Genomic DNA, 26,855 nt, shown 5'->3' on the forward strand with positions numbered 1-26,855 from the left:
AATTTTTTCTGAATCCACTCCTAGTCCAGCCCGTCCTATTCCTCTAATCCCGCTACCCCAAAGCCCCCGGCTCCAGAATGCGTCGAAATCATGCCGCCTGCCTGGATCCATCTTATATTTTGGAATCCGTTGTCTTTTGCAACTTCATCCATCCGCTCTTTGATTCTTTCATCGAGTCCGATCGAGTAGATAAAATAAAGCTGCTCTTTATCGATGTTGAATTCATTTAAGTAATCACGGAAGAGTTTTTCAGTAGCTCTAGTCATTTTCCCGCGGTACTTCTTTGTAGACATAAGCTTTCCATCCTTCAACTCTATGCATGGCTTTATTTTTAACAGAGTTCCAATTAGAGAAGCCGTATTGCTTACTCGTCCTCCCGCTTTAAGAAACTCCAGGCTGCCTGGGATGAAAGCAAGCCTTGCTTTAGGAACGATTTCCTCTATTTTTTCAACGAAGTGTTCCGGTTCAATGTTAGGTTCTTTTTCTAAAATTTTAGCGGCATACAAAACAATCGCAGCTAATCCTCCGGTAACGTTCAGAGCATCAATGAGATAAATGTCTTCAAATTCTTCCCTGGCAATGACAGCATTTTGAAAAGAAGAAGACGCTTTTGATGTATAACCAATATGAATAATGATGCACTCCGGGAATTTTTCTCTTATCGTTGCAAAAAACTTTTGATACTCATGAGCATTGGTGGAGGTCGTAGAGGGTATTTTCTTCGTACGTTCGTAATAGTCATATATCTCCTGGACCGGTAAAGATCCATCTAAATAATCCTTTCCATCCATAATGATGTGCATAGGAACTACTTGAATATCGTATTTGTCAGCTAACTCATTGGGTAAGTCGGCACCGCTTTCGGTCGATAAGATAATCCTTCGCATTCTAACTCCCCCTTGGAATATTTAGTTCCCCGTCTACTCTTCCTGCATTATATTTTAACTATACATGAGAAAATCGCATTGTGATAACTATTATTTGCCGTACTTTTATTGCACCTTCGAGATTTGATTATTACTGCAGGGTGAAAATCTGCTACTCTTTTCTCTCTCATTTAACGGAAGGCCTTCCCTCAAGATTAGGATTTTTCTGTCTAATTTATTTTCCAATTGTGGAATTTTACAGAAAATTGTGGAATAATAGGAAGTTAATACTAATAGCGCGAGGAGTGATAATTTGGTACAACAAATAAACTTTAGTAAACAAACAAATCACAAGTTAAGGACTGGTTTTTGGTAAATAACCCATTTTTAGAGGGGGAGCAGTATTGAAAAAATTATGCAATATGTGGACGGATGAACTAGGAATATTAGGGATCCTTGAATGGGAAGATGAAGTGTTTGGCACGTGTTTCCGACCCATAAAGATCTCAGAGAACGAATATGGAGGTTTTTCACTAATTGGTAAACGCTGGTACACTACATACAATGGAGCACGAGAGTTTTTTCGCCATAAGACGAACGATCTAACAATAAACGGAAGAATGAAGAAAAAGGACCTGGGGACTATGAATTATGTCGTAAAGAAGAGACAGAGAGATACCTATAACATAACAGAGAAATAGAAAGTCACTGGCCCTACATAGCCAGTGACTTTCTTACTCACATATTAGAGGGAGCCCAGATTTTACGATTACATTAATAAGGAGAATGAAACCTTTCCCTAACGCTGCATACATGTACGTTACTACCTGGATAAGAGCGGTACCTTTGCGGAAGGCGGGGCTCTTGAAGGTTAATATTTATCTATATTTTCAAAAGAAAAAGCCTCACCCTTTAATTGAAGGTGAGGCCACATCTTTGAATAATCTTTCGCAGGGGGCATGCCCATTGCAATCATGAAAGGTTCAAAGATGACCTAAGTCTAACACTTCAACTTTTCCCATCCAAATCATAAATACTATTTTCAAAAAGTTTTTTTAGAAGTTTTACTTTATATGCCAAACCTGCGAGAAATCCTCGGGAAATTTGTTAACATTCCCGAGCCAAACAAAATCTACCACCGACTTTGGATACGGAGCATAACCCTTTGCACTTTATACAGATGATAATAATTGGGTTCGGGCAACAACTTGGCAGCGCTATAGTAAATTGACCAACAACTTAGAAGGCTGTTGGATTACACAAAACACAGACCGAAAGATAACGGGAGCAACCTATTTGCTGCTCCCGTTATCTTTCACAAACCAACCTGGCTTACAGCGTAGGTCGCATGTTCAGTGCTGAATCCCTCGTACGTTAATTGTTCAATTAAACCTTGTCTTGAAAAAGAAGTGTAATCAAGATAATTTTGAGCCATTTTAACCGCCTGCTCTTGCCAATCAACTGTGATGTTTTCTACTCCATAGGTGGCATCTTTCGTACTAAAACCTTCATACTCTAATTGATCGACCAATCCTGTTTTAGAGAATGCTGTGTAATCAAGATAGTTTTGAGCCATCTTAACCGCCTGCTCTTGCCAATCAACCGTGATGTTTTCTACGGCATAGGTGCCATCTTCTGTGGTAAAACCCTCATACTTTAATTGATCGATCAATCCCGATTTAGAGAACGCCGTGTAATCAAGATAGTCTTGAGCCACTTTAACCGCCTGTTCCTGAGAAACAGTTCCACTGGCTTCTTCAGCTTTTTTAGCTTCTTGTTCTTCTCTGGCTTTACGCTCTTCCTCTTCTTTTGCTATTCGTTCCTCTTCTTCTTTTTTCGCTTGTTCCTCAGCCTCTTTTGCTTCTTGCTCTTCTCTGGCTTTACGCTCTTCCTCTTCTTTTGCTATTCGTTCCTCTTCTTCTTTTTTCGCTTGTTCCTCAGCCTCTTTTGCCTCTTGTTCTTCTCTGGCTTTGCGCTCTTCCTCTTCTTTTGCTATTCGTTCCTCTTCTTCTTTCTTCGCTTGTTCCTCAGCTTCTTTTGCTTCTTGTTCTTCTCTGGCTTTACGCTCTTCCTCTTCTTTTACCGCCTGTTCTTCAGCCTCTTGCTCTTTCTTTGCTTGTTCCTCTGCTTTCTTTACTTCCTCTTCCTGTTCAGCCTTCTCTTCAGCTTCTGCGGAAGCTTCAGTTGTAACCTCTTGATCAATAGGTGTTTCTTCACCTATCGATCCTCCAATCAGTGCTATGACTAGAAGTACGAACAGGCAACTACCTGATTTAGCAAAGTTTCTGAGCCTGTAACCTTTACCTTTTACTAAAGCTAAGATTGCAAAGACTACCGCACTTACAAAAGCTGTTAACATCAAGATTCCTAAAAAGGTTTGGAAAGCTTCATCCTCAGATCCTATAATCATTGCCAAGGCTAGAAATAAGAACAGGCAAGCACCTGATTTAGCAAAATTCCCGCGTCTGTTATCTTTACCTTTCACGAAAGCTAAAACAACAAAGACTACCATACCTGCTAAAGCCATTGACATTAGAATCATTAAGAATGTTTCCACTGATCAATCTCCCCTTATTTAGTTTTAAATACCTAGTTCTATAATATCATACCAAAGGCCATACTTTTCCAAGCAAAAGTGTAACCAGAGGACGAATTCATTGGAAAAATACGGTTATACAAGGAAGAATCTTTAGTAACGTTCAAAACTCTGAACATTGCGAACTTCTAAATACTGCTCACATAAGATGTGTATTAGAATTTACGCGTCTATTACTGAAAACATGTAAGAAAAAGCCACCCAAAAATGTAGCGAACTTGTGAGAGGCTTTTAGAAAATAGCTGAATTTTAAATTTTATGTATGAGAAAATGCCAATTCCTGCTATACAGACGATTGGTCTCATAGGTGCAAGACTGAATAAATAAGACTGACAGTCATATTTATTCAGTCCGCTAGTCATTCCAATATACTTATTTTTCATTTATTGAGCTACTACTACACCCATACCATATGAATCTAAATCACTTGAATGAACCGACCTTATCCGAAAGGTGATTCTTCGGCCGTATCCTACGTAAGCTCCCTGGTGAACATTGGAAGAATTTCCGGCAGAACCCCAGTGTTCTCCTCCATATACTGCCTTCCATGTTTCGACTCCATCAACCTGAAACACCTCTGCAACAACAGCATTGTCCGCATCAAAATCATTAAGTGAATCAATCATTGTTACGGATGCCCAAGCAAGAAAGCTTCTGTTCCGTCCGAGATCAATAGTTACTGTGTTGCTTCCGCCATGATTTTTCAATCCCCACATACTAATTTCATATGCGTCCATATTCAACCTCCTGACTTTTATTCCTTCTTTCCAATAGGTGCATCTTTATCGATGAATGTCTTAATAAGCGTATTTTTCGTAACATCTACACTCATTTTCACTTGTCTTCCTGAAGGAGGTTGTTCAAGTTCAGCTGAAATAAAGCCGACAGATTTTTGATCAATATGAGGAGGTATCATACGTTGAATTTCTTCTTCTGTACACGTGTAGCTTCTTCCATTAATATCTACATTACGATGCATGTGTACGATTTCTCCATTGCTTTTATCATAGATCATATAAACTAACATCGGCATTTTCCTTTCTAGGTTTGTCTATCACTCATCAAGTACCATAACTGACCCCACACCGTAAGCTTCCATATCATTAGGGTGCATGGAACGAATCCTAAAAGTAATAGTTTGTCCAAAACCAACATACGCTCCTTGGTGTACATTAGAGGAATTACCGGCAGCACCCCAGTGATCACCGCCAGATACAGCTTTCCATGTTTCTATTCCATCAACTTGAAACACCTCTGCAACGACAGCGTTATCTCTATCTAAATCTGATAGGGAATCCATCATGGTGATGATCCCCCATGCGACAAATCGCCTTGGGCGTCCTAAGTCAATCGAAATTGTTCCGTACCCTCCTGTGCTCTTTAATGCCCACATACTTGCTTCTGCGAACCTTGAACCGGCGGGCCTGACTGGTGAACCATAAAGCGCCTGTATCCCTTCAATATCATCTGAATGCAAAGTTCTCCTTTCCCCTTCATAAGAAGGCCACATAATCGCGTTACCTATGGTGGAGTGAGCCAGACCAAGGGCGTGGCCGACTTCATGAATAGCTACAGTAAGAAGATCACGTCGCCTCCACCACCAAAATCCACCGTCCTCTGTATCCCATTTTTCATCGTTATCAAAGTGAACATCACCAGCTGTAGGACGTGAATTTACAGGGGGTGGATAGAAAGCGTGAGCAAGTACATTTCCAAAGCCATCAAATGGATCGTCATCTCCATGACTTCCTGTCGCCCATAAAAATCGAATATCAGCTTCCGCTTCCGTCGTCACTTGTGTAAATGTTAAAGGCGTAACTTCAGCCCAACGATCCATGGCTTGCCGCATAATGTCCCATTCTCTAGTCCCAGAAATATCCCCCGTTCCATTCTGAAAAAAATACCTGATGTTGGTATTTTCCCATTTACCACCACTTAGGCTATAATCGTTTACTTTCTCACGAACATCTTCCCCAGGTAACAAATCAGGCAGTCCACACCTCGGCTTTTGCATCTGAGTAATAGTGGGTTCATCTAATTTTCCCGTGATAGACAATCCAAAATACAACTGATAATCCTTCACAGATTCATCGACATGTTTGCAGAATGCTTCTTCAAGACAAGGACAAGAATGATAGTAACCGAACTTTTTCAGGTATTTCTTAAGGTAAATAACTTTACGATCCTGGTCTCCCATGCTTAAGAATTGCGAATTTATTTTATCCATGGAACGTCACCCTACCTCCTTATGAACCTTGTCTAAAGCAATGAACATTAAGAAAAGGTTTAGCTTGATAAAGATAAAAAAAGAACAGTCTACTGGTAAACGGTTGCTTAACTTCCATTCTTGTACACGTTAAGAATGAGATTAACCTTCCTTTACTCGACTGTTCTGTCATCCATAATTTTATAAAAACCTGAAATCCAAGATTTACGAAACGTTGACTTTATGACCGCCTACTGACCTCCTTATCTCAAAAGAATTAACGACTTAATAGCAAAATAATTCGATAAATCTTTCCATATTCCTTCAATAACTACTTTATTTCTTTTTTTTCACTCTTACTTATTAATCTTATATTGTTACGTTATGTATATTAGTCAAATATCAATAGAGGTCGTTGGTTCGAACAAGTCAACGTATCAGCACACTTTTTTCCGTTTGAATTTTTCTAAGTGTATCGTATATTGCCGTCACTTTACGCGTTACGGATACCTTTGCCGATTTGATCGAAATGAACGTTTGAAATAATTCATCTAAACACAAAAAAACAAGCTCACTCCGTATAATTGCGGAAAAAACTTGCTTGCTGAATGAAAACTAAGAGCGCAACCCATCTAGTAGTCTTCGGAAGTTCGCGAAAAAAGTTATCAAAACAGAAAAGGACGCTACCACCCGCTCTGGATACGGATCATAACGCCTTCGCACTTTGTATGGATGATTCAGATTGGGCTCGAACCAACGACCTCCAAGCTGTCAAAGTGAATGTCTTTGTATAAACGTTTCAGAGAATCTTGTAATGAATACTATTATATCTGCTTTTATAAAAGCTCTATAGAAATGAATGGGACCATTTTATATGAAATTTGATGGGTTTGGACCACAAATGGTCCGCTTCTGTCCACTAAATATAACAGTTTACAATCAACAACTTAGAAGGCTGTTGGGACGGGTATGATTGCACAAGATGAGGCATAACAAAACACTATTAAATCAACGTTCTTTATGATTAAAACAAAATCAAACAAATAAAAATGGCTCAGTAATAATGAAATTCTGCCCCATTTTCTGCCCTCAAGGGGCTATAACCTTAAATTCCAAGTTTCTTCATTATAATGTAGCCTCTACAAAATAAAATAAGTTAATATGAAGCAAAGACGAAGCAAAACCATATTTCACTTAGCCCGAAGATGGAGTCGATATAATATGGTAATATTTCATATAAACCACACAAGTTTAAAGTTTTGAGATTATTTGTTTCGTATTGAGGTCTGCTGGCAGCGGAACACTTGCAAATACGTCTTAATTTCCACTTGACGAATCTCTATGAAAACCACCTTTTGCTTCATAAAGGTATTTATCGGGTACTGCTTCTTCAATCAATGGGAACAATTCTCTTTCTTCCGTCCGTACGTGCTCATCCAGTAATTTGCCTAATTCATTAACTTTATCATAGGACGTATTTGGGCTTTCTCGCAGATGACGAATCAGACTTCTAATTTGCGCATGTTGATATAGTATCTGTTTAACCAAGCTTTCATTAGGTTGTTCAGCATATTCGAGATAAACCGGCAATAGAATATCCTCCTCATCCCTAAAGTGGGCCTGGCCATCTTCTTTCCAAAACACAATCATTTCCCTTATTAATTGCTTATAGTTCTTTTCGCTTTTTTCTGTCCCTGCTTTTTTCATTTCAAGGGCCATCACTAAAGCGTGATGGTGGTGGTGGGAAAGAGGGATTAAAGCTTCGTGTCTTTTCATGTCCATCCTCCATTCGATAATCATTCTCAAGACCATTAGGCAAGTGGGAGAAAGCCAGTAAAAAATGCCTGTTTAGATGACAAAAGTCAATATGGTGTTAATCACTTTAATCGGTATACACACCACAACAAGATTCATGCCCATATAATCAAAAGAAAATAAAGTTTGTATTTTCATTATATATGTAATAAATAAAATTGACAGATGGATTTCTATAAGATAATCAAAGCCTAATGCAAATGATACAAAGAAAGCCTCTTGCAAAATTTATAAGCTTTGCGAGAGGCTTTTCCCTATTACTTAATTAGAGTATAAGTAACCCAGTCAATATTCTGTTGTCACTTCAAAACATCGTCCATTACAGAATTTGAGGACAACTTACAATCATACCGCCCATGGATTCACCATTTCTGCCCCAAGCGGGGTTCTCGTAATTATGACGAGTTTATTCATTGTTCGTGTCGCATGAATTAAATTATGTAAATTTTTTAATTATAGGTAAATTTTTCTGGTACCTTAGTACGGTTTTATTTCAGACTCTTGAAATTACTTTATATTTGGCCGATATGTAACAATAGCCTTATGAAAAGGAGTCGTTACATGGAATTATTTCTAACCATCTTTTTTTGCCTGTGTCTATTTTTCCCTTTACTTCATATACTCCATTGTTTGCCATTTTTTAATGAAGATGATGAAAATGTATCAAATTATTTAGATGAGAAAAAAGGAATTAGCATTTTAATTCCTTCTTATAATGAAGACGGGATTATTGAAACCTCAATAAATAGCATGATAGCCCTAGCATATCCAAATTACGAAGTTATTTATGTTAATGACGGGTCTTCAGATGAAACCTTTAAACTTTTACAACATCATTTAGATCTACAACAATCCCTGAAACCATCATTAGAGAAATTATCACACAAGGAAGTAGTAGGCGTTTTCCGATCCAAGCTTTACCCCAATATATATGTTGTCAATAAAGTAAATGGAGGAAAAGCAGATGCTTTGAATGTTGGGATTGAGTATGCCGAAAAAGAACTAGTAGTCACCTTAGACGCAGACACAGTATTAACACCTCCAGCTTTGGAAGTAGTGAATGAAAAGTTTTTAGATCCAAATGTTATCGCAGCAGGTGGAATGGTTCATGCGCTTCAGACTAAGTCAACAAACCCTTTAAGAAATCTTTCGTTAACAGGTACTAACATACTTGTACGAGTTCAAATGCTAGATTTCCTAAAGGCCTTCTATGTAACAAAATTATCCTTAGCTCGCTTTCGGGCTCTCGCCATAATATCTGGTGCATTTGGTATTTTTAAAAAAGATGCTTTGATTAACGTTGGGGGTTACCGATCCTCTATCGGAGAGGATATTGATATTACTTTAAAAATCCACCGTTATATAGCTAAGGAGAAAAGTAAAAAAGTGTTACTGATAACAAATGCGATCAGTTATACCGAGTTACCTGAAACTTGGAAAGATCTTTTTAAACAACGAATACGCTGGCAAAAGTCTTACATGGACTGCCTTGTGCATTTTCGTTCCTTCCTTGGTAAAACTGTACTTTCAAGAGCAGTTTCCTTTTTTTACATAGTTGAATCCTTTTTTGTGGGTATACTTGCTGCCTATATATCAGCAGGTTTTTTTATTGTTAACGCATTTCTAAATATAGCGTTTGTATTTTTGGGTTTTGTGGTCGTTTATTTAGCATATATTTTCTTGTTTAATTTTATTTATAATTTACTTGCCATAAAACAAGTAAAAAGCTACGGGTTCATATTTAGTAAGGGAGATACCATCCGACTTTTGAATACTGTAATTTTCGATGTATTTATCCATCGTTTTGTGACCATGTATATTGTGATGTATGGCAGCATTGCTTATTTCTTTAATAGGGATTGGAAGAAAGTTTCCCGTACAGGCAGAAATTACGAAATTGATTCAGTATCACAAGAAAAAATGGTTAAGTGAGGTTGCATAGTATGAAAAAAGTGAAATGGAAAAAATTACTTCTTATCTTTTTAACTTGTATCTGTGTAACCACCGTCGCGGCTGGAAGTTATGGATGGAAGATAGTTACCTCTACGTTTGCAGATATCCAAGAGGACATTGACAGGAAAGAAACTGAGAAAAGATTAGAAGGGATTAACTTTAAGGAAAAAGATCCATTGTCAGTTTTATTAATGGGTATTGACGAACCTGGTAGTAAACAGGATACAAATCAGCGAGCGGATGCTTTAATATTATTAACAGTAAATCCCAAGAAAAAATCAACTCATATGGTAAGTATTCCACGAGATACATATACGGAGATCATTGGAAGAGGAGAGAAAGACAAAATCAACCACTCCTTTGCATTTGGAGGAACAAAAATGACTGTACGTACAGTTGAAAACTTCCTTAATACCCCAGTTGATTATTTTATTAGATTGGATATGAAAGGATTAGAAGATATGATTAATGCTGTTGATGGTGTAAAGGTAAACAATCACTTGGGATTCACTTATAGACGCGATGAATTTAAGAAAGGGATCATCCATTTAAATGGGGATGAAGCAGTAAATTATTCTCGTATGCGCCACAAGGACCCTCGTGGGGACCTTGGACGGCAAAAAAGACAGAGGAAAGTGATTAAAGGGATAATGGACAAAGGTACAAGTTTAACTTCTATAACAAGACATAAAGAAATATTAGAAGTAGTTGGAGATCATGTACGAACTAACCTTAGTTTGGAAGAGATCTGGAATATTCAATCAAATTATAAAAATGCTCTTGAGACAGTAAACCAGCATGAAATTTCAGGCAAAGATGGTAATATGGATAATACGTATTATTATTTACCTGATAAAGAAAAACTACAAACGCTTTCCAAAACTTTAAGGAAGCATTTAGAGTTAAAAAAAGATAAAAATGGAGCTTAACCTCTTTAGAGATCACTAAACAGTAACATTGAAGATATCATCAAATTTAATGATGATATCTTTTTTATTTTTTTGATCATTAAATCCAATTATTCTGTTGCTTACGTCAATTCGGGTAACCTTTGCTGAAAGGTATTAAAATCAAATCCATTATGATATTGAACCCCTACTGAAAAACCATCACTCATAGCCCTTTGAAGAATAATACTCATTTCCTCAATCTTTTGTTCATCATTGACCGGAGGATCAATTCGATCTTCCTCTTTCCATAGTTACCTAATCATTTCCACAGGTTCAAGCAGCATAAGTGAAGTCCACTTAATCGTTACTCCGTCTCGATTTCGATTATCCATTACACTACACCCTCCATTTATAATACGGATTATCCTTTGAGACATTTCCCCGTTCGATGACACATAGATCATTTCAAGTCTTTGCTGATTCTCACCTGCACGCTCCATGCAGGATGCTAAAAATAAAACAGTAAACAATATAACTCCAGATAAAGATTGCCTTTTCACTCGTACCCCTCCCTTTTCAACATAATTGTAAGTAGGGGCTACTATAAAGGAAGCTAATTCGTTCGTAATTTTTCAAAAAAAATAGCTATAAAAATTCACTCATAATGAACCAAAGAAATCCTTTGGTCCACTATTCCTAAAAAATAAAAGAAATGACGCAGCCTCTCTCTGGATGAGAAACTGCGCCACTCCGGCACTTTGTATGGATGATTCCGATTGGGCTCGAACCAACGACCTCCACCCTGTCAAGGTGGCGCTCTCCCAGCTGAGCTACGGAATCGTATGTAGTAAGATGTCGTCTGACAACTAATAATATACAACGTAACCGAATTCGTGTCAACAGAATTTTAATTTTTTGTGAAGAGCGTGTAAATATCCTCAAAATATCCTATTTATCAAGCGCTTTCTTCGTCTTCTCCACTTTTTACATAATTATATGATAAAATAGTTATGGTACGTTTATGTACAGAAGGCAGCGGGAATTCTGATAGGAGCTTATTTGCATGTTAGGAGGTAATCGGGTTGGGTAGAAAAGGATCCATGACTGAATATACAATTAATAGCCGCTATCTAGATGAAGAAATGACACTAAAAGTGTACACCCCAGAAAATTTCTCCCCCTTGTATAAGTACCATTTCTGTATTATGCAAGATGGTAACGATTATTTCCAGCTGGGACGTGCGGCTACGCTTAGTGATGAGCTGCACGGTGAAGGAAAGATTGAGAATACCATTTTTATCGGTATTCATTATAGGGACAAGTACGATCGACAGGATAAATATCATCCGGACGGGAAGAAACAGGCGGGATATGTGAATTTCCTCATCCGCGAAGTGGTTCCGTTCCTAGATGAAGAGCTGCCGGGGTATCATATGGGCAGTGGTCGAACGCTTGTCGGGGATTCGCTTGCTGGAACGGTTTCTTTCATGACAGCGGTGAAGTTTCCGAATGTTTTTGGCAATGTAATTATGCAGAGCCCTTATGTGGATGAACACGTGTTTGAAGTGATTAAGTCATCAAAAGATATGTCCTCTCTGACGATTTACCACACGATTGGTGATCAAGAGTATGATGTGGAGACGACGGAAGGTGCAAGGAAGAACTTCCTGCAGCCGAACCGTGACTTAAACAACTACTTAACCGGACGTCCGTGCAGCTATACGTTCCACGAGCTTGAAGGCGATCATACGTGGGGCACGTGGCAGAAGGATTTCAAACGCGCTTTGTTAACCATCTTTGGTGAATAAAAGATTTGAAATAACAATCAGGAGGGGTATTTTCCATGAGATACGGTATTGCAGTATTTCCATCAAAAAAAGTTCAAGATGTCGCGAATTCTTATCGTAAACGCTATGACCCGCACTATGCTTTGATTCCGCCGCATATTACCCTGAAAGAACCATTCGATGCGGAAGAAGATGAGATTGAGGAAAAAATCATTCCTGAATTAAAACAAATTGCAAAAAACACCGAGCCTTTTTCCTACGGAATCTACAAAGTGAGTTCGTTTTCTCCAGTAACGAATACGATTTACCTGAAAGTTGAGCCATCAGAAGAGATTTTCGATTTAAATGAAAAGCTTCATACAGGAAGCCTGCCGGATAAGAAAGATTTTAAATTCGTACCTCACATTACGATTGCCCAGAAGCTATCGGATGATGAGTTTTTCGATGTATACGGCAGCTTAAGCATGAACAAATTTGATATTCAGGACAACATCGGTCGCTTCCAGCTTCTTTATCAGCTGGAGAACGGTGCCTGGAGTGTGTACGAAACCTTCCGTCTCGGGGAGGGGTAAACGAATGGAAATAAGACAAGTTGTAAGTCCACAAGAGAAGGACGACGCGTTTCACGTAAGACGCGTCGTTTTTGTTGATGAACAGAACGTGCCTGAGGATCTAGAAATCGATGAACACGATGATACCGCCCTTCACCTCGTCGGCTATGAGCAGGATGAGCCTGTAGCTGCCGCCCGTCTTCGATTTGTCGGCAATTACGGAAAACTTGAGCGTATCTGCGTGAAGCGTCCTTTTCGAGGCAAAAAGTATGGCAAAGAGATGATCCTGTTTATGGAATCCCTTATTAAAGATCATACGTATCAAGCCTCGAAGCTGAATGCGCAGACGCATGCGGAAGCTTTCTATCAATCATTGGGCTATGAAACCGTCTCCGAAGAATTTATGGATGCGGGTATTCCTCACGTCACGATGACAAAAACCTTATAAACCAAAAAACTGTCGATCCCCATTGGGTCGGCAGTTTTTTTGGTTTATATCTTATCCTTTTTGTCCACAATGAGGAATATACAATTATACGAGGACTGTGATCTTACATGGAATATCTTCAAATTACCGTGGAAACTTTATTCGGTTTCCTGGCCTTATTTATTCTCACAAAAGTATTAGGAAAAACACAAATCACGCAAATCACCGCGTTCGACTTTATCGCTGCCCTCGTATTGGGAGAGCTTGTTGGAAATGCCTTGTATGATAAGGAAGTCGGCGTCGTTGATATTGGCTTTGCGGTGATTTTGTGGGGCGTTCTCATATATGTTACTGAAATCATCACGGAAAAATATAAATCGACCCGCGGGCTGCTGGAGGGCCGGCCTTCCCTGATCATTTATAAAGGGGACATCGACCGTAAGCAGCTAAAAAAAAGCAAGCTGGATATCAATCAATTGCAGCACCTGCTGCGCGCGAAAGACGTATTTTCGGTGCAGGAAGTGCAGTACGCAGTGCTCGAAACAGACGGTACCGTTTCGGTGTTAAAAGCTTCTCAGTATCAGAGCGTAACCCGGGGGGACATGAACCTGTCGCCGCAAGCCGTTCCACTTCCACGTACATTGATCAGTGACGGTGAAGTCATCTGGGACAGCCTGGAGGAAATCGGCCAGAATGAAGCCTGGCTGAAAAGGCAGCTGCAGTCGCAGAATTTTAACTCGCCAGAGGACGTCCTTTTCGCAGAATATAAAGAAGGCGAGCCGAAGCTATTTTTGATCGGCTTCTAATGCGGTAAAAACGAAGCGGTGATCCTGAATCTGATGGATCGCCCTTCCCTGCTTCACTAAAGCAATCGCATACGCCGTAACGGCTGTCCGGTACAATAACCACTGGGACAGTTGAGGAGCTTTCACCCCGTAGTGATCACACATGGCGGCAACGAGTTCTTCATGACTGACCCCTTTTTCGTGTGCCTGAATACAGTCTTCCATCGTATCGAGAATATCCTCGTGATAATCGATATTGGTTTGAATGGTAGCCGACGCGTCCTCTTCCAGCTCTCCGTGGCCGGGTACATAGCCATCGCACGAAATCGTCAGTAAACGATTCAGGCTCTTGAGTGTTCGATCGGCATCGGAATTGTAAGGAATTTTATGCTTATGTAAAGTATCGACTCCAAAATAACTGTCCGCTGCGTAGAGAATACCGTGAGCACGAAGGGCAAGCTGATGATAGCTGTGTCCCGGCAGGAGATAGGTTTTTCCTTCAATGGCTCCGGCTTGAAACGTCCCCTCCTCGATCACTTCATCAATTGTAATCGCGGGGCCCTGCAGGAACTTATTCTGCAGTTCTTCTAACGGATCATTGCCCCCGAACAAATACAGAGGTTCAAGACCGGGGTACTTCAGCACGGCTTCTTCAAAGGCGGGGGCGATCGTATAAACATCGTAATTCTGCTGGATATAAGCCGCTCCGCCGTAATGATCCGCGTGGGCATGCGTAATAAAAAGGTGCGTCAATGGAAGCTCGCGTTCGCTCAGCTCCTTGAGCACCTTCTTTATAGAGGAACGGTCCAGGCCGGCATCAATCAGCAGGCCGTCTGTTCCTTTGTGGATGTATCCGATATTCACGGAACCGCTATAGTAATAGCAGTGGTCATTAATGGAATGAAAAGACACACGATCAACTCCTTTAGCTTTTCTAAATACTTTCGCTAAAGTGTTTCCCTTTTCCTGTTACATCGGAATATACTTTTTCATGAGCTGGTTTGGCTGGTTGCCACGGGCTCTTTACGGCATGCATATCTTTAGGAGTAAAAAGCTTTCGGCTCATTTCCTGATATTCAAGCCGGTCCTCTTCCCGCGATTGCTCCTGCTGCTTCAGCCTGTTATCGAGTGTCGTTTTAAAAATTTGTTCCAGCATAAAAGGAGAGCGTTCGGTCTGGATCGTACGATCGTGATAATCCTTATATTGATAATGGTTAATCGGCAATATATACCCCATCTATAACTCCTCCTCGTTTATAGACCCATACCCTTTTTCCAACCCTGATATACCTCCCTTACGCATCCTTTATTCAAAAAAACGTTCGACTTTACCCATTTGCTTATTTAAGAAGCGTTCCATATCCGTCATCCGTTTGGAAAACCGGCGGTCCCAGGCTTGAATGTCCTGGTCCCATCCCTGGAATTTCTTCTCAGGCTGTTTAATGATTCCATAGTTTTTCGACGTTTCCACATTGATTTCCTGTAAAACTTCAAAGATTGTTTTATCTTTTTTCTCACTCATGAGAGCTTTTCACTCCATTTATAGAAAATCGATTGTAAACCGGCAATCGCCAGGATCAGCACCAGAAAATAACCAAAAGGAATATAATAATATAGAAGAAAATTAATGAGCGCCGACCAAACACCGACACACCAGTGACAACTCAGCCCCTCCCCGATCCAACCGTTCGGTATTTCCCATTCTTCCTTCTTCCCATCTTCCTGCTCAATTACTTTCGTATGAAAGAAGGGCTTTCTCAGCCATTCCATAATCAGATCATCTACAATCAGCCGTGTCAGCCGGAAGCTCGCAAGCCCGAGCAATAACAACTCCAACCATGTTATACTCCCCATTTCTTACCCCTCCTTTTTCAAAATCATGGCACTGATAAATCGCTGTATTCATTAATTTATTCAACTACCTCGCTTAACTGTACAATCCGTTTCGATTACTTTGTAGCTCGAAACATGTAAGACAAAGTAATCATAATCGATCGAAGTAAAATGCCCTAATTATGGAAGGATTCGCAATCAAAACCATAAAGAAAAAGCCACTACACTCGTCGGTAGTGGCTGAAGAACTTTTTTGATTAAATCCAGGAAAACCCGCCCCGGCTGCTGGAAGACTCATCATGGCGATCTTTTGATTCACCAGCTACCTCATCTTTTCTACGGCGTCCTCCGAAAAATGGATCTACACGGTCGTTACGGCCGTGATGATCTTTCCGGTCATGGTGTTCTTTACGCTGAGGTTCAATAAATACGTTTTCAGCTTCAATAACAAGGTCTTTTACACGAATGACCTTTTTCTTCTCAGACATGCTATTCATCTCCTTATTCGAATTCACTGTTAATCTATGCGTTTGTCTCGATGAAGTATGGTCACATGCCCATTATTCAATAAAAAACATACAGAATTGAGGAAAGATGACAAATGCCCACACCGTCAAAGGGTCAAAACATATTCTAGTAAAGACAATACGTCAATTCGTATGGAAAGGGGAAAATAAATATGAGTTGTGGTAAAAAATTCGATAGTGGCTCTTGTGTCATTGATATCCTTAAAGATATCGTTGATGCTCAAAATGATGTCATCCATGAATGCATGACGAGCTGTGAGCAGTCCATCGCTGATCTTTTAGGCGACACAGGCGGAGGTTCTGGCTTCGATACAGTTCCGGTTATTCTTTACTGTAAAGATGGGTGCAAACCTTTTAAAGGATACGGTTCGAAAAAAAGTGGAGATGACTGCCAAATTAAAGGGAGCTTCTTCTTCCGAGTTAAATCTGTAGATGACGACGGATGTGCAGTAGTTGAGCTATTGTTCGCCGACCATCATCATCACGGAAATGTAGGGGGAACAGATGACTCACACGATGGATATCATCACCATCATGGATTTGATCCGAAATCTCCAGCTGACCAAAACTGCAGCAACCTGCGTGCTTCCGGCATCTGCATCACAGTAGATCTAAACTGCTTCTGCCACGTAACTTGCCTGCCTGCAACAGCAGCACTGTAATAATCAAACAAAAACCGCGCTGAAATAGCGCGGTTTTTTTTCTTAGAATCCGATTAATCGAATATCGACTATGTCTTTAAACGGAACCTCTTGCTGGAAGGGCCGCTGAAAAATCTTCAAGTGGACGATTCCTTCTTTATAGTCCGTAATATAGCCCCTGTATTTATTGTCTTGGGTCGTGACCTCACACTTCATTTTTGGCACGTGCGGGGATAACGTGAAAAAGTAGTTCACTTTCTCCTCTAGCGATAATTCATGGAAACGAAGTCTGCGATCTCTTGAAGATTCAGGCTGTTCTTTCTTCTCTGACTCCTCGGCAGGTGCCTCTTCTTTCGCTTTTGGTGGACTGGCAGCGGGTGCCGCTTTATTCTGATTTCTCAGTCTCAGTTCTTTTTCATGAAGAGAAGTCGAGGGCGCCTCTGATTTAGCGGGCTGCTCAGCAGGTGCTGAGGCAGACTGACTCCGCTGAGTACGAAAGCTGGTCTGCATGGAAACTTCTGCAGGTTTGAAATTAGGTTGGGCGATATAAAGCATCGGTTGCTTTGCCATTCGTTTGTTTTCCGTGTTTTCAGCCATTCTGGATCTCTCCTTTTTAAATAGGGTCATCGTTTTATGTATATGCTTGATTGGGACAGCATGTTCACAATCGCCCAAGTTCGACGTTATTTCTTCCTTTTTTACAAAGATTTATACAAAATGACACTAGATAAATACCTTACTAACCATGATATTCAAAGTCTGATTGAATTATTTCAATTGGCAATTGAAATGGAACTTTTATTTCCCCACACATCCTACTGAAAACGGTCCATGAAAGAACTGGTGGAAATAAAAAAATCCCCGGCACTCTTTTTCAAGAGTCCGGGGATTTATATATTAATAACCGATAATGTTAAAGCCGGAGTCCACGTGAATAACTTCTCCTGTTACGCCACGGGAAAGATCACTCATTAAATAATAAGCGGTATCGCCGACTTCTTCCTGTGTAACGGGACGGCGCAGCGGCGCACGTTCTTCAATTTCCTGCAGAATCTGGTTAAAGTCGCCTACGCCTTTAGCGGAAAGCGTACGGATCGGACCAGCGGAAATCGCGTTCACACGAATGTTGTGCTTGCCTAAGTCATTGGCTAAGTACTTCATGCTTGCATCAAGGCTCGCTTTAGCAACACCCATCACATTATAGTTCTGAACAACCTGCTCGCCGCCGAGGTATGTCATCGTGATAATGCTTCCGCCCTCTGACATCAGCGGCTTAGAGGCACGTGCCACAGCGGTAAGAGAATAAGAACTGATATTGTGAGCAGTTAAGAATCCGTCACGGCTCGTGTTCAGGAACTCATCCTTTAGCTCATCGCGGTTGGCAAAAGCAATGCAGTGAGCCAGTCCATGAATGACACCTACATCATTTTGAATATTTTCGAACGTTTGAATGATGGCTTCATCATTGGTTACGTCGCATTCATAGAATAAGGAATTGTTTTCCCCTTCAAGCGTGTCTGCCAGGTCACGAACGGATTTCTCGAAACGTTCCGATGCATAAGTAAAAATAAGTCTCGCGCCTGCTTCATGTAAAGAGCGTGCGATGCCCCACGCAATACTCCGTTTGTTGGCTACGCCCATTACGACATAGGTGCGTCCTTCTAATGATAAATTCATTCCATGCCCTCCTTGAGGTGATTTCTACAATTGGGATTTGTTATTAGTACCTGCTCCTATTTTATTATATCAAATGACAAAATACAATTATCCACTGAAGCAGCTCTTCCTTGTTACAATTCAGCCCCAGTAATGCCAAAGGAGTAATCTTGATCGGGGCTAAACCAACGAGCGATTTCTCCCTCTACAAGACTTTCTTTTCCCGCTACGTAGTGGGATATAACCTAATCCCCCTTTACGACTGAAAACGCAAGCGCAAGGAATATACCTTCTCTAATTAAGTTAGAGCTGTTTTGTTAAGTAACTAAAGCTACCCTTTTATTTAAAGTAACGCTCGTTTATGCTTTCTTTTTTTTATTAAAATCACACCTATAATCAATACTACAATCCCTACCTGCCAAAACCATCTATCCTCTGTTTGTAATAAAACAAACATTAAATAATTTGATGTTGAACTGAACTTATAGGGATATAGAAAAATAACTGGAAATAAGCCGAATACAGTAGAAAAACCACCAACTACTACTAAAAAATAAGCTGAAAATTTGATCAAACCACCCTAACAAAAATTTAAAATTAAAGATGTTACTTATTCAACATCCGTTTAATTGAGTACGTTTTAAGCTGTTCCCTTTTTTTTAAGACTAATCTCCTCGACCTTATTAGGTGGTCCGGAGCAGAAGTCAGGAACATTTAAATAACATTTTGAGCTTTTAAGCGCTCCGCTGCCATCCTTATTCAAAGCAGCCTCTAACCATATGCGGCCGCTCCTCAGTATACTCGTTTGTAAAAAAGTTCGGGCTCCTCTCATATTCACACATCTGCACGACTCGGTTTTCCTTTTTTAATTCGATATAACGATATGTATGGCCAGGGTCATTTGTAAAAACAACCTCCGCAATAATAGGTTCAGTCCGACTGGTATTACGTTTGCCATCATTAAAAGTTTCAATGGAGTAAATGTCACTGGACGAGTATTCTTCTTCCAGCAGGTGTTTCTCCACTTTTTTCTCCATCAGCACGGCATTTACCGGTCTAGATATGGTAAAAATAAATGCAGGAATAAGGACAGCTCCCAGAAGAATGATCATACTTGTCTTTTGAACTTTACGGCTGGGTTGAAATTTCCGGAGGAGAAAATGAGCGATCAGACTACCTGAAAAGGCAAGGGCTGTATAGATGAGGGTCCACGTGAAAAAAGAAAAACTTAAGTACAGGAATTGAGCCATTAGGGAAAGACCAAATACGATGGCAGGTGCAATAAACAGCTTGTTAAAAAGAGCGCGGCCTAGAACCCCCATCACAAAAGCAAGCATCGGAAACATAAATAGAACAAGTGGGATTAAGTACATACACATCATCCTCCCATTGAGTTTTAGTGTAATATTACACTTAAATAACCACTTTTTCAATATATCCACATAAAAAAAGACAGAAGTCCTGATCCATCAGAACTTCTGTCTTATTAAAAGAGATAATTAACTGGAAAGCTCCTCTTCATCCTCGTCTTCGATCTTCCTCTTTCTTAATAAGTAAATATAGATCACAGGCACCAGGGAACAGACTAAAATAATGCCGCCAATTAAGAAGCCGCTCCCTATCCCATTCGTTCCGATTAATGTCATCAATACTCCACTTAAAATAGCAAGGATACTAACGACAGCCAACGATATGTATAGGCTCTTCTCTGGTGACTTTTGCTTTTCATGATCCACACTAATGTTCATCATTAAGTACGCATTCACCACGGCTGAAATCATAAAAACGGCCCACAAAGGATTTCCTGTCATTCCATCCATACCTTTCGTTACAAGATCGTAGGCAAGGATGGCTAAAATTCCAAATGTCTGTATGATATAAACGATCCGAATGTTTTTTAAGTTCCTTAGCTGCAGCCGTTCATCTTTAATTCTTTCCATTGGTTCCGCTCTCCTTCTCTATCCAGAATACTTCGTCCAGCGTCTTATTCACCGCATAATAAATCTCAAGGCATAGCTATAATGATGGATTATACTTTTTTCTCAACTCTCAATTAGACTGATGGTCTGCCGGGTCGCGCCGCCTCTAGGCTAATTTCTACCGGGTGAGATATTACGCTTATCCCTATCCTTCGCAAACAAATGATAAAAGCTGATTTCCCATACGATAAAACCCACGACTAAGCTACCCAGATAAGGAGCAGGCGAGCCTACCGCTACTAAGACGAACACGCTAATGATAAACACAACTATTCCAATGATCAGAGAAGTTCTAACGTAGTGCTTTCCCACTTTACCACCTCCAAGAAATCGAACACGCTATAAATATTCAGCTTCTTTTCGAACGATTAAATCTTGGTTTGCTGAAATAAGCTGCCGTAAACAGAAAGAACAGCGAAATTAAGATTCCGGCAGCTGCCTGGTCAAAGAACAATGAAACCGGGAGGACAAGCGCTCCGATCATAAACATAAGTCTCATCATAGCTGATCACTTCCTTTCCTTACGTACGGTCCGACCGCTTCGATCGTTTCATTTTTTCTTTCATCCATTAACAGGAATGGCAGATTTTCCATGAAAAGGAGGGATAAATAATGTTCAGAAGGGAATACAATACATAGGATCGTATAGATCCGAGAAAGGCGGGATTAGATGTTGTGGTTATGGTTGTTACTACCAGCTGGATTGATTATCCTGTCCGTTCATTTTGAACAAAAACGCAGGGAGCAGACGCGCCTCGTTCCGGTGGTTGATGAGCAGAAGGCAATGGAAGAGATCTACAGATCTGAAGGTGCCGCAGCAAAATCGGCCGATCCAAAAAATATGAAAAATTTCTAAATGAATATGTTAGGGACGGAAGCGTATCACACGGCTTTCCGTCCCTTTTTGTGTGATGCAGCACGTCACCGCTGTTTCTTTTCGTAAACTTTCCTGAATCGTTCCAAACGGGTACGGTTATAGCGCTGTACAACGATAAAGGGCAAATTAAATAAAATAGCGTAGAGAACCATAACCCATCCGGCCCAGACGGGCAGGAAGAAAAAAAACACTGGAGACGGAAGGATTTGAGCCCAGTGGGACAGTTCGGATCGGCTGGTCTGCAGGGCTAAGGCTTGAAAGTCCTTTTCAGTTCGCAGGTGAGCCGCCGTCTTCCCCTTTCCCTGATTCACCCATTTCCTGGCTTCAGGAAGAAGATGCTTCCATTTCTTTATTTTCAGTTGTTCGTACACCCGTCCGTTTTTCTCCCAATTTTTTAATTCATATAGTCTGGAGAAAAATAAAACCATGGAAGCGGGCAGTTGAGATACAAGTACGCTCACGCTTATATGGATCATTACCCAGGCAATAATAATCTTTGTAACCATCAGGACGACCCTCTCTTATTCTTACCGGATATATTCCGGCCCTTCCAAGTTGATTCCTTCCAAAAGAAGGTTTTCAAAATGGAATAGCCAAACAGAACGACAAAGAATAGGAAATGCAGCGGGAAAAGGAGCGCATCATACCACTTGAAATTCCCCATTTCCCGGAGCGTGCGGCCGAGCCAGAAAGCAAGAATTACATAACCGATCACGCTCCACCACCCCATCTCAGGAATGTTAAGCAGGTAAGAGATCACAGCCGTGATCCAGATAATCGCAGCCGCAGTCATCCATGGCGATGCCGTTTTTGCTCCTGAAGCAAAGCTTTTTGACCACCCTTCAACCACCGCTTTCAGACTGGCTTCATACATACGCATGTTCACAACATGTCTGCCGCTGAAGGCATAGGTCTGTATGTCTCTGGATTCCGCATGTCTTGCGAATGCCAGGTGTTCCACAATTTCACTGCGGATTGAATCATGGCCGCCAAGCTCCCAGTACGTCTCTGTCGGAATAATTAAACAAGGGCCGAAGCCTCCATGCCTGCTTATCTGGTCCTTCACAATCATCGTGATTCCTGAGGAAGCAAACACGACCAGGTGGAAAATAGAAGAAAACTTTTCCCAGAATGAATGCATGTAGTGATAAGGATGCACCGTAACTAAAGCGTTCCGTCCTTTTTTCTCTGTAAACTGGATGATTCTTTCCGGTCCGTGTTTGGAAAACCATGTGTCTGCATCCAGAAAAAACAAAGTCTTTCCTTTTGCTATTTTTGCACCGTTATAACAAGCCCAGGATTTCCCCATCCACTCTTCCGGTAAAGGCGGATTGCTGATGACTTTAACTCCAAAGGATTCTGCCGCCGCACGGGTCTGGTCTTCTGAATGGTCGTCCACGACGATCACTTCCCTTTGGTCACTCTTCGTTGCAAGAATGGAAGGAAGTAAGCGTTTTAAATTTTCTTCTTCATTACGTGCTGGTATAATAATCGAGTATGTACTCGTTTTTCGAGGTTCTTGAATAGGAAATGAAACCCTCTGCCAAAAAAGCAGCAGAGTTGAAATTATGGCCAGGAACATAAACCACATGGCGATCACCTCATCTTTCTTAAGCATAGTGCATGCTTATTTTGTATGTAAACTAGTGTTGCGGTCGCGAATCAGCGCGATCGTCTGTTATACCTTGCGTCCTGAAGATCTCCACGATTATCTTCCTTTCATGCCGGGTATAAGCAATTAAAAAACAGGGGGTTCATTATGTATAAATCTATTATAGCCAATACACTCCGTTTCTTTTCAGATCAATCTCTGAATACACCAATGGTTCCTATACAGCCCGTCCAGGAAAAAAAGGACATTCTCGTTGAAACTGATGTGAAAGATACATATATATCCTGCTATTATCCAAAAGGAGCAGCCGAAAAAAATCTGCCTGTCTACATTAACCTGCATGGCGGTGCCTTCATTATGAATTCCAAAGAGATGGATGATCCATACTGCCGTCAGATCGCGAACAATACGGGCTCCGTTGTTATCAATGTTGACTATGCCAAAGCACCGGAATATCCTTTTCCAGGGCCTTTAGAGCAGTCCTACCAGCTGCTGCACTGGGTTAAAGATCATGCTGAAGACCTTAAGATTGATCCAGAAAAAATCATGGTCGGCGGGCAAAGTTCGGGTGGAAACATTATGGCAGCGCTCTGTCTATTGCTGAAGGAGCGCAAAGAACCACAGCCTCTCCTCCAGGTGCTGATCTGTCCCATGCTTGATTTCGTTACCCCGCATGCTGATAAACCAGAAGGCGATCCCGGTCGTGCCCGTTTCCCTCAGGCTGCCCATTTTCTCAACTTATGCTATGTACCGGAACGAAACCAGGCGGAACATCCACTTGCTTCGCCCGTTTTAGCTCCCCATACAGACAAGCTAGCCCCGGCGCTTGTAATTGCGGCGGAATATGACGCTTTCTCCCGGGAAGCTGAAACATACGCAGCCAAATTAAGAGACGCCGGCGTACCCGTGAGACACGAAGTTTTTGAAGACTGCTATCACGCCTTCACTCATTTAGGACCTGAGCAAAAAGCCCAGGAAGCATGGGCAATGATTGAAGATGAAATCAGAAAAACCATTCAGTCTTAAGATTGAAGCCTGTTTGCATTGATTAAAAAAGCAACGTAAAGATTTCAGTAAATACGCCACTTATCAATACAAAAGCTGCTATGGACACATTTAAACGTGTACCGGCAGCTTCATCTGTTCTTGAATCTCTTTACCATATAAGAAAAACCTCGTATCTCGTCTAGCCTAACACACACGTTGACTGACAAAGGTCACACATGCTCACACGGTGAGAATCCTCTATCGAAGCGCACGGTCCAATTTCTTTTTACAATACGCCTTCAATAAAGTAAGTTTCAACAATTACATGTCAGGTCAACAAGTAAGGTGATCCTTCTCCTCCTTACTAAACTCCATAGTATGCATACGTTTTTTCAATACAGGAGTTTCAATAAAAGACGTTTTATAAACTATCTCCCTATCTCAGTTGGCGAGGGTTCTATTTCATCTGATCACGGCCCAATTCCACTCCAGCACGGCTCAATTCCGCTCCACCACGGCCCAATTCCATTCCTGCACGGCCCAATTCCATTCCAGCACGGCTCAATTCCGCTCCGCCACGGCCCAATTCCACCACAGCACGGCTTAATTCCACCCCAGCACGGCTCAATTCCGCTCCGCCACGACCCAATTCCACCCCACCACGGCCCAATTCCACCCCAGAACGGCTCAATCACGCTCCACCACGGCTCAATTCCACCCCACCACGGCCCAATTCCACCACAGCACGGCCCAATCCCACCCCACCACGGCCCAATTCCACTCCAGCACGGCCCAATTCCACTCCGCCACGGCCCAATCCCACCCCACCACGGCACAATTCCGCTCCGCCACAGCCCAATCCCACCCCAGCACGGCACAATTCCGCTCCGCCACGGCTCAATCCCACTCCACCACGGCCCAATTCCACCCCAGCACGACCCGATTCGGACAAATCAGAGGTAATCCACTACATAAAAAAAGATCCCCTTTCTTATCGAAAGGAGATCCCTAATCATTTAATATTCAAGATCCATTTTCAGTTCATCTACATACTCACTCGATCCCGTCACAATGAGACGGTCACCCAGTTTAAGCTCCGTGTCCCCGTGCGGCACAATGGAGTCTTTGCCACGGAAAATACGGACCATGATTACGTCTCCGGTAAACGGGAATTCACGGAGATAAACTCCGTTATAGGAAGAGTTGTTCATGTTGATCTGGTAGAGAGCACTTTCCTGTTTTGTAATGATATCGACGACGTTCGGTGCTTCGATCATCGCTTTCAGGAGAGCTTTGGATGATAGGAATACAGAGAATACGCTGACCTTAAGCTCTTTCAGCTCGGAAGTCAGTTCTGGAGATTCCACACGGGCAATGACCCGCTCCACTCCTTCTTCCTTCGCAAAGCGTGCGATTTCAGCGTTCTTCTCTTCATCGCCCGTTGAAGCGACCAGCAGATCAACTTCAAATACTCCGAATTCTTTCATAGCTTCCACATTATAGCCGTCAAGTTCTTTAATATCAAAACAGGAACGGCTGATTTTGTCATCAATTTTATCTACTTTTGTATGATACAAGTGGGTCTCATATGAGTTGATATCAAGCTCGCGGACGACCGGCAGCGTCATCCTGTTGGAGCCGATAAAGGAGACCACCGTCTTAGGCTGTTCATCCTCAAATTTGCCATAAATCTTCTTAAAGACAATCGGAGCGACCAGACAGGTGAGCACCGCTACTAAAATCAGCGCGCCTTCCATCTGAGCATCAATCATGCCTTCTCTCTCCCCAATCGTTGCAGCCGCAATTACAAGGGAGAGCGTGGAGGTAAGAATAAACCCTGTACTGAGCACCGTGCGCGTATCATACCATTTTTTCAAAATCAGCGCAGGTACGATTTTCGATACAAGCAGCGCGATGAATAGTAATGGAATGAGTATGACAACACGGTTATCGGTAAACAAATTCCAAATATCAATATCTACACCGACCATTACAAAGAAGATCGGAATCAGAAAACCATAGCCAAAGCTGTCCAATTTCTTCACCATCTCCTGGTTCGGAGACAAGAGAGAAACGAGGGTACCCGCCAGGAACGCACCTAGAATGTTCTCGGCTCCTACGGTTTCGGATAAGGCTACGAGCAGGATAATCAGTGTAAAGACTGCACGTGTATCGATTTGAATCGTACCTTTGGCCATTGTTTCCACAAAGGACTGGTGGCGGAATTGCTTACCGACAAAATATAGGAGAACACCCACAATAAATAAGATCAGCAGCAGCCACGTATTGCCTTCGCTTTCGCCGTAGAGCGATACAAAGACGGCTAATAGAATCATCGTCGCAAGGTCAGCGATAACGGCAACCAGAAGAATGGTTTGGCCTATCGTTGACTTCATCATCTGCGCATCCTTAAGCGTCGGTACAACAACTCCAAGCGATACGGTTGATATGATCAGCGTCATTAAGAAAGCATTGTCTATAAAGCCAGCCAGCACAAATAGATAGGATAAGCCCAGGGAGATGGCGAATATTCCGGCAAATACAATTAAAGCGACAATAACCGGATTGGGAGCTCCTGTCCCTTTATTTTCGGGCTTAGCCCTTTTCTTTCTTCTGGCAAAAATGGAGAAGTCAATTTCGAGACCGCTAAGAAACATAAGAAAGATGAAGCCGAGCGTTGATAAAATCTCAAGCCAGCTTCCTTGTTCCACGATATCGAAACCACTTTTTCCTATAATTAGTCCGACGATAATCTCAGCGACTACGACGGGAATCATGTTCAGTTTAAATCGATGCAATAAGATGGGAGTGATAAATGCAGCTAGTATGACAATAACTAAGGAAGTTACTGAAGCTCCATGTTCCAT

33 protein-coding genes, 1 tRNA gene and 2 pseudogenes are annotated in these 26,855 nt (G+C 41.5%); 10 read left to right on the forward strand and 26 right to left on the reverse strand.

Annotated elements, in window-relative coordinates; genetic code table 11:
• Positions 1 to 35 precede the first annotated feature (35 nt).
• Complete coding sequence (locus BMZ06_RS06190) at positions 36 to 887, reverse strand: DegV family protein (RefSeq protein ID WP_089751171.1); 852 nt, start codon at positions 885 to 887, stop codon at positions 36 to 38.
• Between the two features lie 383 nt (positions 888 to 1,270).
• Here BMZ06_RS06190 and BMZ06_RS06195 point away from each other — a divergent pair, with 383 nt between their 5' ends.
• Positions 1,271 to 1,567 (forward strand): hypothetical protein, encoded by a 297-nt coding sequence (locus BMZ06_RS06195; protein WP_089751173.1) that lies wholly within the window; start codon positions 1,271 to 1,273, stop codon positions 1,565 to 1,567.
• A gap of 614 nt (positions 1,568 to 2,181) precedes the next feature.
• On the opposite strand, the gene BMZ06_RS06205 is transcribed toward BMZ06_RS06195, so the two are convergent.
• The 5 genes from BMZ06_RS06205 to BMZ06_RS06225 form a co-directional block, all read right to left on the reverse strand.
• Positions 2,182 to 3,423 (reverse strand): Ltp family lipoprotein, encoded by a 1,242-nt coding sequence (locus tag BMZ06_RS06205; protein ID WP_089751176.1) that lies wholly within the window; start codon positions 3,421 to 3,423, stop codon positions 2,182 to 2,184.
• 422 nt (positions 3,424 to 3,845) lie between these two features.
• Positions 3,846 to 4,199 carry a hypothetical protein gene (locus BMZ06_RS06210; RefSeq protein ID WP_089751177.1) on the reverse strand — a complete coding sequence of 118 codons (354 nt, stop codon included), beginning with the start codon at positions 4,197 to 4,199 and terminating at the stop codon, positions 3,846 to 3,848.
• Between the two features lie 17 nt (positions 4,200 to 4,216).
• The gene (locus tag BMZ06_RS06215) at positions 4,217 to 4,489 is read right to left on the reverse strand and encodes a hypothetical protein (protein WP_089751179.1); all 273 of its coding nucleotides are present in this window, start codon (positions 4,487 to 4,489) and stop codon (positions 4,217 to 4,219) included.
• 27 nt (positions 4,490 to 4,516) lie between these two features.
• Positions 4,517 to 5,689: a matrixin family metalloprotease gene (locus BMZ06_RS06220; protein WP_089751181.1), complete on the reverse strand. Its 1,173-nt coding sequence runs from the start codon at positions 5,687 to 5,689 to the stop codon at positions 4,517 to 4,519.
• A gap of 1,296 nt (positions 5,690 to 6,985) precedes the next feature.
• On the reverse strand, positions 6,986 to 7,444 hold the full coding sequence (locus BMZ06_RS06225) for a hemerythrin domain-containing protein (protein ID WP_089751182.1): 459 nt from the start codon (positions 7,442 to 7,444) through the stop codon (positions 6,986 to 6,988).
• A 600-nt stretch (positions 7,445 to 8,044) separates the two neighbouring features.
• Between BMZ06_RS06225 and BMZ06_RS06230 the strand changes: the two genes are divergently transcribed.
• Both BMZ06_RS06230 and BMZ06_RS06235 read left to right on the forward strand, forming a co-directional pair.
• The gene (locus tag BMZ06_RS06230) at positions 8,045 to 9,415 is read left to right on the forward strand and encodes a glycosyltransferase family 2 protein (protein WP_175477811.1); all 1,371 of its coding nucleotides are present in this window, start codon (positions 8,045 to 8,047) and stop codon (positions 9,413 to 9,415) included.
• Between the two features lie 11 nt (positions 9,416 to 9,426).
• A complete protein-coding gene (locus BMZ06_RS06235) occupies positions 9,427 to 10,365 on the forward strand; it encodes an LCP family glycopolymer transferase (RefSeq protein WP_245755961.1) in 939 nt (312 codons plus the stop codon).
• A 101-nt stretch (positions 10,366 to 10,466) separates the two neighbouring features.
• Here the strand turns inward: BMZ06_RS06235 and BMZ06_RS21260 are convergent.
• The 3 genes and pseudogenes from BMZ06_RS21260 to BMZ06_RS06250 form a co-directional block, all read right to left on the reverse strand.
• A pseudogene (locus BMZ06_RS21260) lies at positions 10,467 to 10,625 on the reverse strand (YolD-like family protein); the annotation flags it as partial.
• 12 nt (positions 10,626 to 10,637) lie between these two features.
• Complete coding sequence (locus tag BMZ06_RS06245; protein ID WP_089751192.1) at positions 10,638 to 10,886, reverse strand: hypothetical protein; 249 nt, start codon at positions 10,884 to 10,886, stop codon at positions 10,638 to 10,640.
• A 207-nt stretch (positions 10,887 to 11,093) separates the two neighbouring features.
• A tRNA-Val gene (locus tag BMZ06_RS06250) sits at positions 11,094 to 11,166 on the reverse strand.
• Between the two features lie 242 nt (positions 11,167 to 11,408).
• Between BMZ06_RS06250 and BMZ06_RS06255 the strand changes: the two genes are divergently transcribed.
• The 4 genes from BMZ06_RS06255 (at position 11,409) to BMZ06_RS06270 (ending at position 13,897) form a co-directional block, all read left to right on the forward strand.
• On the forward strand, positions 11,409 to 12,134 hold the full coding sequence (locus BMZ06_RS06255; RefSeq protein ID WP_089751194.1) for an alpha/beta hydrolase: 726 nt from the start codon (positions 11,409 to 11,411) through the stop codon (positions 12,132 to 12,134).
• A gap of 35 nt (positions 12,135 to 12,169) precedes the next feature.
• Positions 12,170 to 12,685 carry a 2'-5' RNA ligase family protein gene (locus BMZ06_RS06260; protein ID WP_089751196.1) on the forward strand — a complete coding sequence of 172 codons (516 nt, stop codon included), beginning with the start codon at positions 12,170 to 12,172 and terminating at the stop codon, positions 12,683 to 12,685.
• A 4-nt stretch (positions 12,686 to 12,689) separates the two neighbouring features.
• Positions 12,690 to 13,112 (forward strand): GNAT family N-acetyltransferase, encoded by a 423-nt coding sequence (locus tag BMZ06_RS06265; protein WP_089751197.1) that lies wholly within the window; start codon positions 12,690 to 12,692, stop codon positions 13,110 to 13,112.
• 107 nt (positions 13,113 to 13,219) lie between these two features.
• Positions 13,220 to 13,897: a DUF421 domain-containing protein gene (locus tag BMZ06_RS06270; protein ID WP_089751198.1), complete on the forward strand. Its 678-nt coding sequence runs from the start codon at positions 13,220 to 13,222 to the stop codon at positions 13,895 to 13,897.
• On the opposite strand, the gene BMZ06_RS06275 is transcribed toward BMZ06_RS06270, so the two are convergent.
• The 5 genes from BMZ06_RS06275 to BMZ06_RS06295 all read right to left on the reverse strand — a co-directional run bounded on the left by BMZ06_RS06275 (position 13,877) and on the right by BMZ06_RS06295 (position 16,197).
• Positions 13,877 to 14,788 carry an MBL fold metallo-hydrolase gene (locus BMZ06_RS06275; RefSeq protein ID WP_089751199.1) on the reverse strand — a complete coding sequence of 304 codons (912 nt, stop codon included), beginning with the start codon at positions 14,786 to 14,788 and terminating at the stop codon, positions 13,877 to 13,879. The two genes, BMZ06_RS06270 and BMZ06_RS06275, sit on opposite strands and share 21 nt — an antisense overlap.
• Before the next feature lie 22 nt (positions 14,789 to 14,810).
• Entirely contained in the window at positions 14,811 to 15,113 is a 303-nt protein-coding gene (locus tag BMZ06_RS06280; RefSeq protein WP_089751200.1) for a hypothetical protein, read from the reverse strand.
• 69 nt (positions 15,114 to 15,182) lie between these two features.
• Positions 15,183 to 15,398 carry a hypothetical protein gene (locus BMZ06_RS06285; protein WP_089751203.1) on the reverse strand — a complete coding sequence of 72 codons (216 nt, stop codon included), beginning with the start codon at positions 15,396 to 15,398 and terminating at the stop codon, positions 15,183 to 15,185.
• Positions 15,395 to 15,730, reverse strand: coding sequence for a DUF1360 domain-containing protein (locus BMZ06_RS06290; RefSeq protein WP_089751205.1), 336 nt, complete (start codon positions 15,728 to 15,730; stop codon positions 15,395 to 15,397). The genes BMZ06_RS06285 and BMZ06_RS06290 overlap by 4 nt, the downstream gene beginning before the upstream one ends.
• A gap of 236 nt (positions 15,731 to 15,966) precedes the next feature.
• Positions 15,967 to 16,197 (reverse strand): hypothetical protein, encoded by a 231-nt coding sequence (locus BMZ06_RS06295; protein ID WP_089751207.1) that lies wholly within the window; start codon positions 16,195 to 16,197, stop codon positions 15,967 to 15,969.
• Between the two features lie 191 nt (positions 16,198 to 16,388).
• Here BMZ06_RS06295 and BMZ06_RS06300 point away from each other — a divergent pair, with 191 nt between their 5' ends.
• Positions 16,389 to 16,898, forward strand: coding sequence for a CotY/CotZ family spore coat protein (locus BMZ06_RS06300; protein WP_089751209.1), 510 nt, complete (start codon positions 16,389 to 16,391; stop codon positions 16,896 to 16,898).
• A 42-nt stretch (positions 16,899 to 16,940) separates the two neighbouring features.
• Here BMZ06_RS06300 and BMZ06_RS06305 read toward each other — a convergent pair whose 3' ends face one another.
• The 7 genes and pseudogenes from BMZ06_RS06305 to BMZ06_RS20595 all read right to left on the reverse strand — a co-directional run bounded on the left by BMZ06_RS06305 (position 16,941) and on the right by BMZ06_RS20595 (position 21,014).
• Positions 16,941 to 17,474 carry a CotO family spore coat protein gene (locus BMZ06_RS06305; protein ID WP_089751211.1) on the reverse strand — a complete coding sequence of 178 codons (534 nt, stop codon included), beginning with the start codon at positions 17,472 to 17,474 and terminating at the stop codon, positions 16,941 to 16,943.
• Between the two features lie 300 nt (positions 17,475 to 17,774).
• Positions 17,775 to 18,554, reverse strand: a complete 780-nt coding sequence (gene fabI / locus BMZ06_RS06315) for an enoyl-ACP reductase FabI (RefSeq protein ID WP_089751215.1) — start codon at positions 18,552 to 18,554, stop codon at positions 17,775 to 17,777.
• A 734-nt stretch (positions 18,555 to 19,288) separates the two neighbouring features.
• Positions 19,289 to 19,906 carry a DUF2651 family protein gene (locus BMZ06_RS06320; RefSeq protein ID WP_175477812.1) on the reverse strand — a complete coding sequence of 206 codons (618 nt, stop codon included), beginning with the start codon at positions 19,904 to 19,906 and terminating at the stop codon, positions 19,289 to 19,291.
• A gap of 126 nt (positions 19,907 to 20,032) precedes the next feature.
• Entirely contained in the window at positions 20,033 to 20,473 is a 441-nt protein-coding gene (locus BMZ06_RS06325) for a hypothetical protein (protein ID WP_089751218.1), read from the reverse strand.
• Positions 20,460 to 20,614, reverse strand: a pseudogene (locus tag BMZ06_RS21265) (helix-turn-helix transcriptional regulator); the annotation flags it as partial. The pseudogene BMZ06_RS21265 and the gene BMZ06_RS06325, both read right to left, overlap by 14 nt.
• A 9-nt stretch (positions 20,615 to 20,623) precedes the next feature.
• Positions 20,624 to 20,824, reverse strand: coding sequence for a hypothetical protein (locus tag BMZ06_RS06330; protein WP_089751219.1), 201 nt, complete (start codon positions 20,822 to 20,824; stop codon positions 20,624 to 20,626).
• 37 nt (positions 20,825 to 20,861) lie between these two features.
• Positions 20,862 to 21,014: a hypothetical protein gene (locus BMZ06_RS20595; RefSeq protein ID WP_175477813.1), complete on the reverse strand. Its 153-nt coding sequence runs from the start codon at positions 21,012 to 21,014 to the stop codon at positions 20,862 to 20,864.
• A gap of 168 nt (positions 21,015 to 21,182) precedes the next feature.
• On the opposite strand from BMZ06_RS20595, the gene BMZ06_RS06335 reads away from it, so the two are divergent.
• A complete protein-coding gene (locus BMZ06_RS06335) occupies positions 21,183 to 21,368 on the forward strand; it encodes a hypothetical protein (RefSeq protein WP_089751220.1) in 186 nt (61 codons plus the stop codon).
• Positions 21,369 to 21,433: 65 nt separating this feature from the next.
• Here BMZ06_RS06335 and BMZ06_RS06340 read toward each other — a convergent pair whose 3' ends face one another.
• Together BMZ06_RS06340 and BMZ06_RS06345 are read right to left on the reverse strand one after the other, a co-directional pair.
• The gene (locus BMZ06_RS06340; RefSeq protein WP_089751221.1) at positions 21,434 to 21,895 is read right to left on the reverse strand and encodes a glycosyl-4,4'-diaponeurosporenoate acyltransferase CrtO family protein; all 462 of its coding nucleotides are present in this window, start codon (positions 21,893 to 21,895) and stop codon (positions 21,434 to 21,436) included.
• A complete protein-coding gene (locus tag BMZ06_RS06345; protein WP_089751222.1) occupies positions 21,895 to 23,007 on the reverse strand; it encodes a glycosyltransferase family 2 protein in 1,113 nt (370 codons plus the stop codon). Before BMZ06_RS06345 ends, BMZ06_RS06340 begins: the two co-directional genes overlap by 1 nt.
• Before the next feature lie 141 nt (positions 23,008 to 23,148).
• Between BMZ06_RS06345 and BMZ06_RS06350 the strand changes: the two genes are divergently transcribed.
• Positions 23,149 to 24,027: an alpha/beta hydrolase gene (locus tag BMZ06_RS06350; protein ID WP_089751223.1), complete on the forward strand. Its 879-nt coding sequence runs from the start codon at positions 23,149 to 23,151 to the stop codon at positions 24,025 to 24,027.
• Between the two features lie 418 nt (positions 24,028 to 24,445).
• Here the strand turns inward: BMZ06_RS06350 and BMZ06_RS06355 are convergent, their stop codons facing one another.
• The 3 genes from BMZ06_RS06355 to BMZ06_RS06365 all read right to left on the reverse strand — a co-directional run bounded on the left by BMZ06_RS06355 (position 24,446) and on the right by BMZ06_RS06365 (position 26,855).
• Positions 24,446 to 24,679, reverse strand: a complete 234-nt coding sequence (locus tag BMZ06_RS06355) for a hypothetical protein (RefSeq protein WP_089751224.1) — start codon at positions 24,677 to 24,679, stop codon at positions 24,446 to 24,448.
• Positions 24,680 to 24,940, reverse strand: coding sequence for a hypothetical protein (locus tag BMZ06_RS06360; protein WP_089751225.1), 261 nt, complete (start codon positions 24,938 to 24,940; stop codon positions 24,680 to 24,682). It abuts the gene before it with no gap.
• Between the two features lie 64 nt (positions 24,941 to 25,004).
• Positions 25,005 to 26,855 (reverse strand): monovalent cation:proton antiporter family protein, encoded by a 1,851-nt coding sequence (locus BMZ06_RS06365; protein WP_089751226.1) that lies wholly within the window; start codon positions 26,853 to 26,855, stop codon positions 25,005 to 25,007.

The sequence above is a fragment of the Halobacillus alkaliphilus genome (assembly GCF_900113125.1).
GTDB lineage: Bacteria > Bacillota > Bacilli > Bacillales > Halobacillaceae > Halobacillus > Halobacillus alkaliphilus.

Excerpts from the sequence above, each read along its gene's own strand:
- BMZ06_RS06300 (WP_089751209.1), top strand. The coding sequence starts at position 16,389 with ATGAGTTGTGGTAAAAAATTCGATAGTGGCTCTTGTGTCATTGATATC.
- BMZ06_RS06285 (WP_089751203.1), bottom strand. The coding sequence starts at position 15,398 with ATGAGTGAGAAAAAAGATAAAACAATCTTTGAAGTTTTACAGGAAATC.
- BMZ06_RS06305 (WP_089751211.1), bottom strand. The coding sequence starts at position 17,474 with ATGGCTGAAAACACGGAAAACAAACGAATGGCAAAGCAACCGATGCTT.
- BMZ06_RS06260 (WP_089751196.1), top strand. The coding sequence starts at position 12,170 with ATGAGATACGGTATTGCAGTATTTCCATCAAAAAAAGTTCAAGATGTC.
- fabI (WP_089751215.1), bottom strand. The coding sequence starts at position 18,554 with ATGAATTTATCATTAGAAGGACGCACCTATGTCGTAATGGGCGTAGCC.
- BMZ06_RS06325 (WP_089751218.1), bottom strand. The coding sequence starts at position 20,473 with ATGGAAAGAATTAAAGATGAACGGCTGCAGCTAAGGAACTTAAAAAAC.
- BMZ06_RS06320 (WP_175477812.1), bottom strand. The coding sequence starts at position 19,906 with ATGTACTTAATCCCACTTGTTCTATTTATGTTTCCGATGCTTGCTTTT.
- BMZ06_RS06290 (WP_089751205.1), bottom strand. The coding sequence starts at position 15,730 with ATGGGGAGTATAACATGGTTGGAGTTGTTATTGCTCGGGCTTGCGAGC.
- BMZ06_RS06340 (WP_089751221.1), bottom strand. The coding sequence starts at position 21,895 with ATGGTTACAAAGATTATTATTGCCTGGGTAATGATCCATATAAGCGTG.
- BMZ06_RS06210 (WP_089751177.1), bottom strand. The coding sequence starts at position 4,199 with ATGGACGCATATGAAATTAGTATGTGGGGATTGAAAAATCATGGCGGA.
- BMZ06_RS06365 (WP_089751226.1), bottom strand. The coding sequence starts at position 26,855 with ATGGAACATGGAGCTTCAGTAACTTCCTTAGTTATTGTCATACTAGCT.
- BMZ06_RS06230 (WP_175477811.1), top strand. The coding sequence starts at position 8,045 with ATGGAATTATTTCTAACCATCTTTTTTTGCCTGTGTCTATTTTTCCCT.
- BMZ06_RS06335 (WP_089751220.1), top strand. The coding sequence starts at position 21,183 with ATGTTGTGGTTATGGTTGTTACTACCAGCTGGATTGATTATCCTGTCC.
- BMZ06_RS06350 (WP_089751223.1), top strand. The coding sequence starts at position 23,149 with ATGTATAAATCTATTATAGCCAATACACTCCGTTTCTTTTCAGATCAA.
- BMZ06_RS20595 (WP_175477813.1), bottom strand. The coding sequence starts at position 21,014 with ATGATGAGACTTATGTTTATGATCGGAGCGCTTGTCCTCCCGGTTTCA.
- BMZ06_RS06220 (WP_089751181.1), bottom strand. The coding sequence starts at position 5,689 with ATGGATAAAATAAATTCGCAATTCTTAAGCATGGGAGACCAGGATCGT.
- BMZ06_RS06280 (WP_089751200.1), bottom strand. The coding sequence starts at position 15,113 with ATGGGGTATATATTGCCGATTAACCATTATCAATATAAGGATTATCAC.
- BMZ06_RS06265 (WP_089751197.1), top strand. The coding sequence starts at position 12,690 with ATGGAAATAAGACAAGTTGTAAGTCCACAAGAGAAGGACGACGCGTTT.
- BMZ06_RS06215 (WP_089751179.1), bottom strand. The coding sequence starts at position 4,489 with ATGTTAGTTTATATGATCTATGATAAAAGCAATGGAGAAATCGTACAC.
- BMZ06_RS06190 (WP_089751171.1), bottom strand. The coding sequence starts at position 887 with ATGCGAAGGATTATCTTATCGACCGAAAGCGGTGCCGACTTACCCAAT.
- BMZ06_RS06295 (WP_089751207.1), bottom strand. The coding sequence starts at position 16,197 with ATGTCTGAGAAGAAAAAGGTCATTCGTGTAAAAGACCTTGTTATTGAA.
- BMZ06_RS06270 (WP_089751198.1), top strand. The coding sequence starts at position 13,220 with ATGGAATATCTTCAAATTACCGTGGAAACTTTATTCGGTTTCCTGGCC.
- BMZ06_RS06225 (WP_089751182.1), bottom strand. The coding sequence starts at position 7,444 with ATGAAAAGACACGAAGCTTTAATCCCTCTTTCCCACCACCACCATCAC.
- BMZ06_RS06345 (WP_089751222.1), bottom strand. The coding sequence starts at position 23,007 with ATGCTTAAGAAAGATGAGGTGATCGCCATGTGGTTTATGTTCCTGGCC.
- BMZ06_RS06235 (WP_245755961.1), top strand. The coding sequence starts at position 9,427 with ATGAAAAAAGTGAAATGGAAAAAATTACTTCTTATCTTTTTAACTTGT.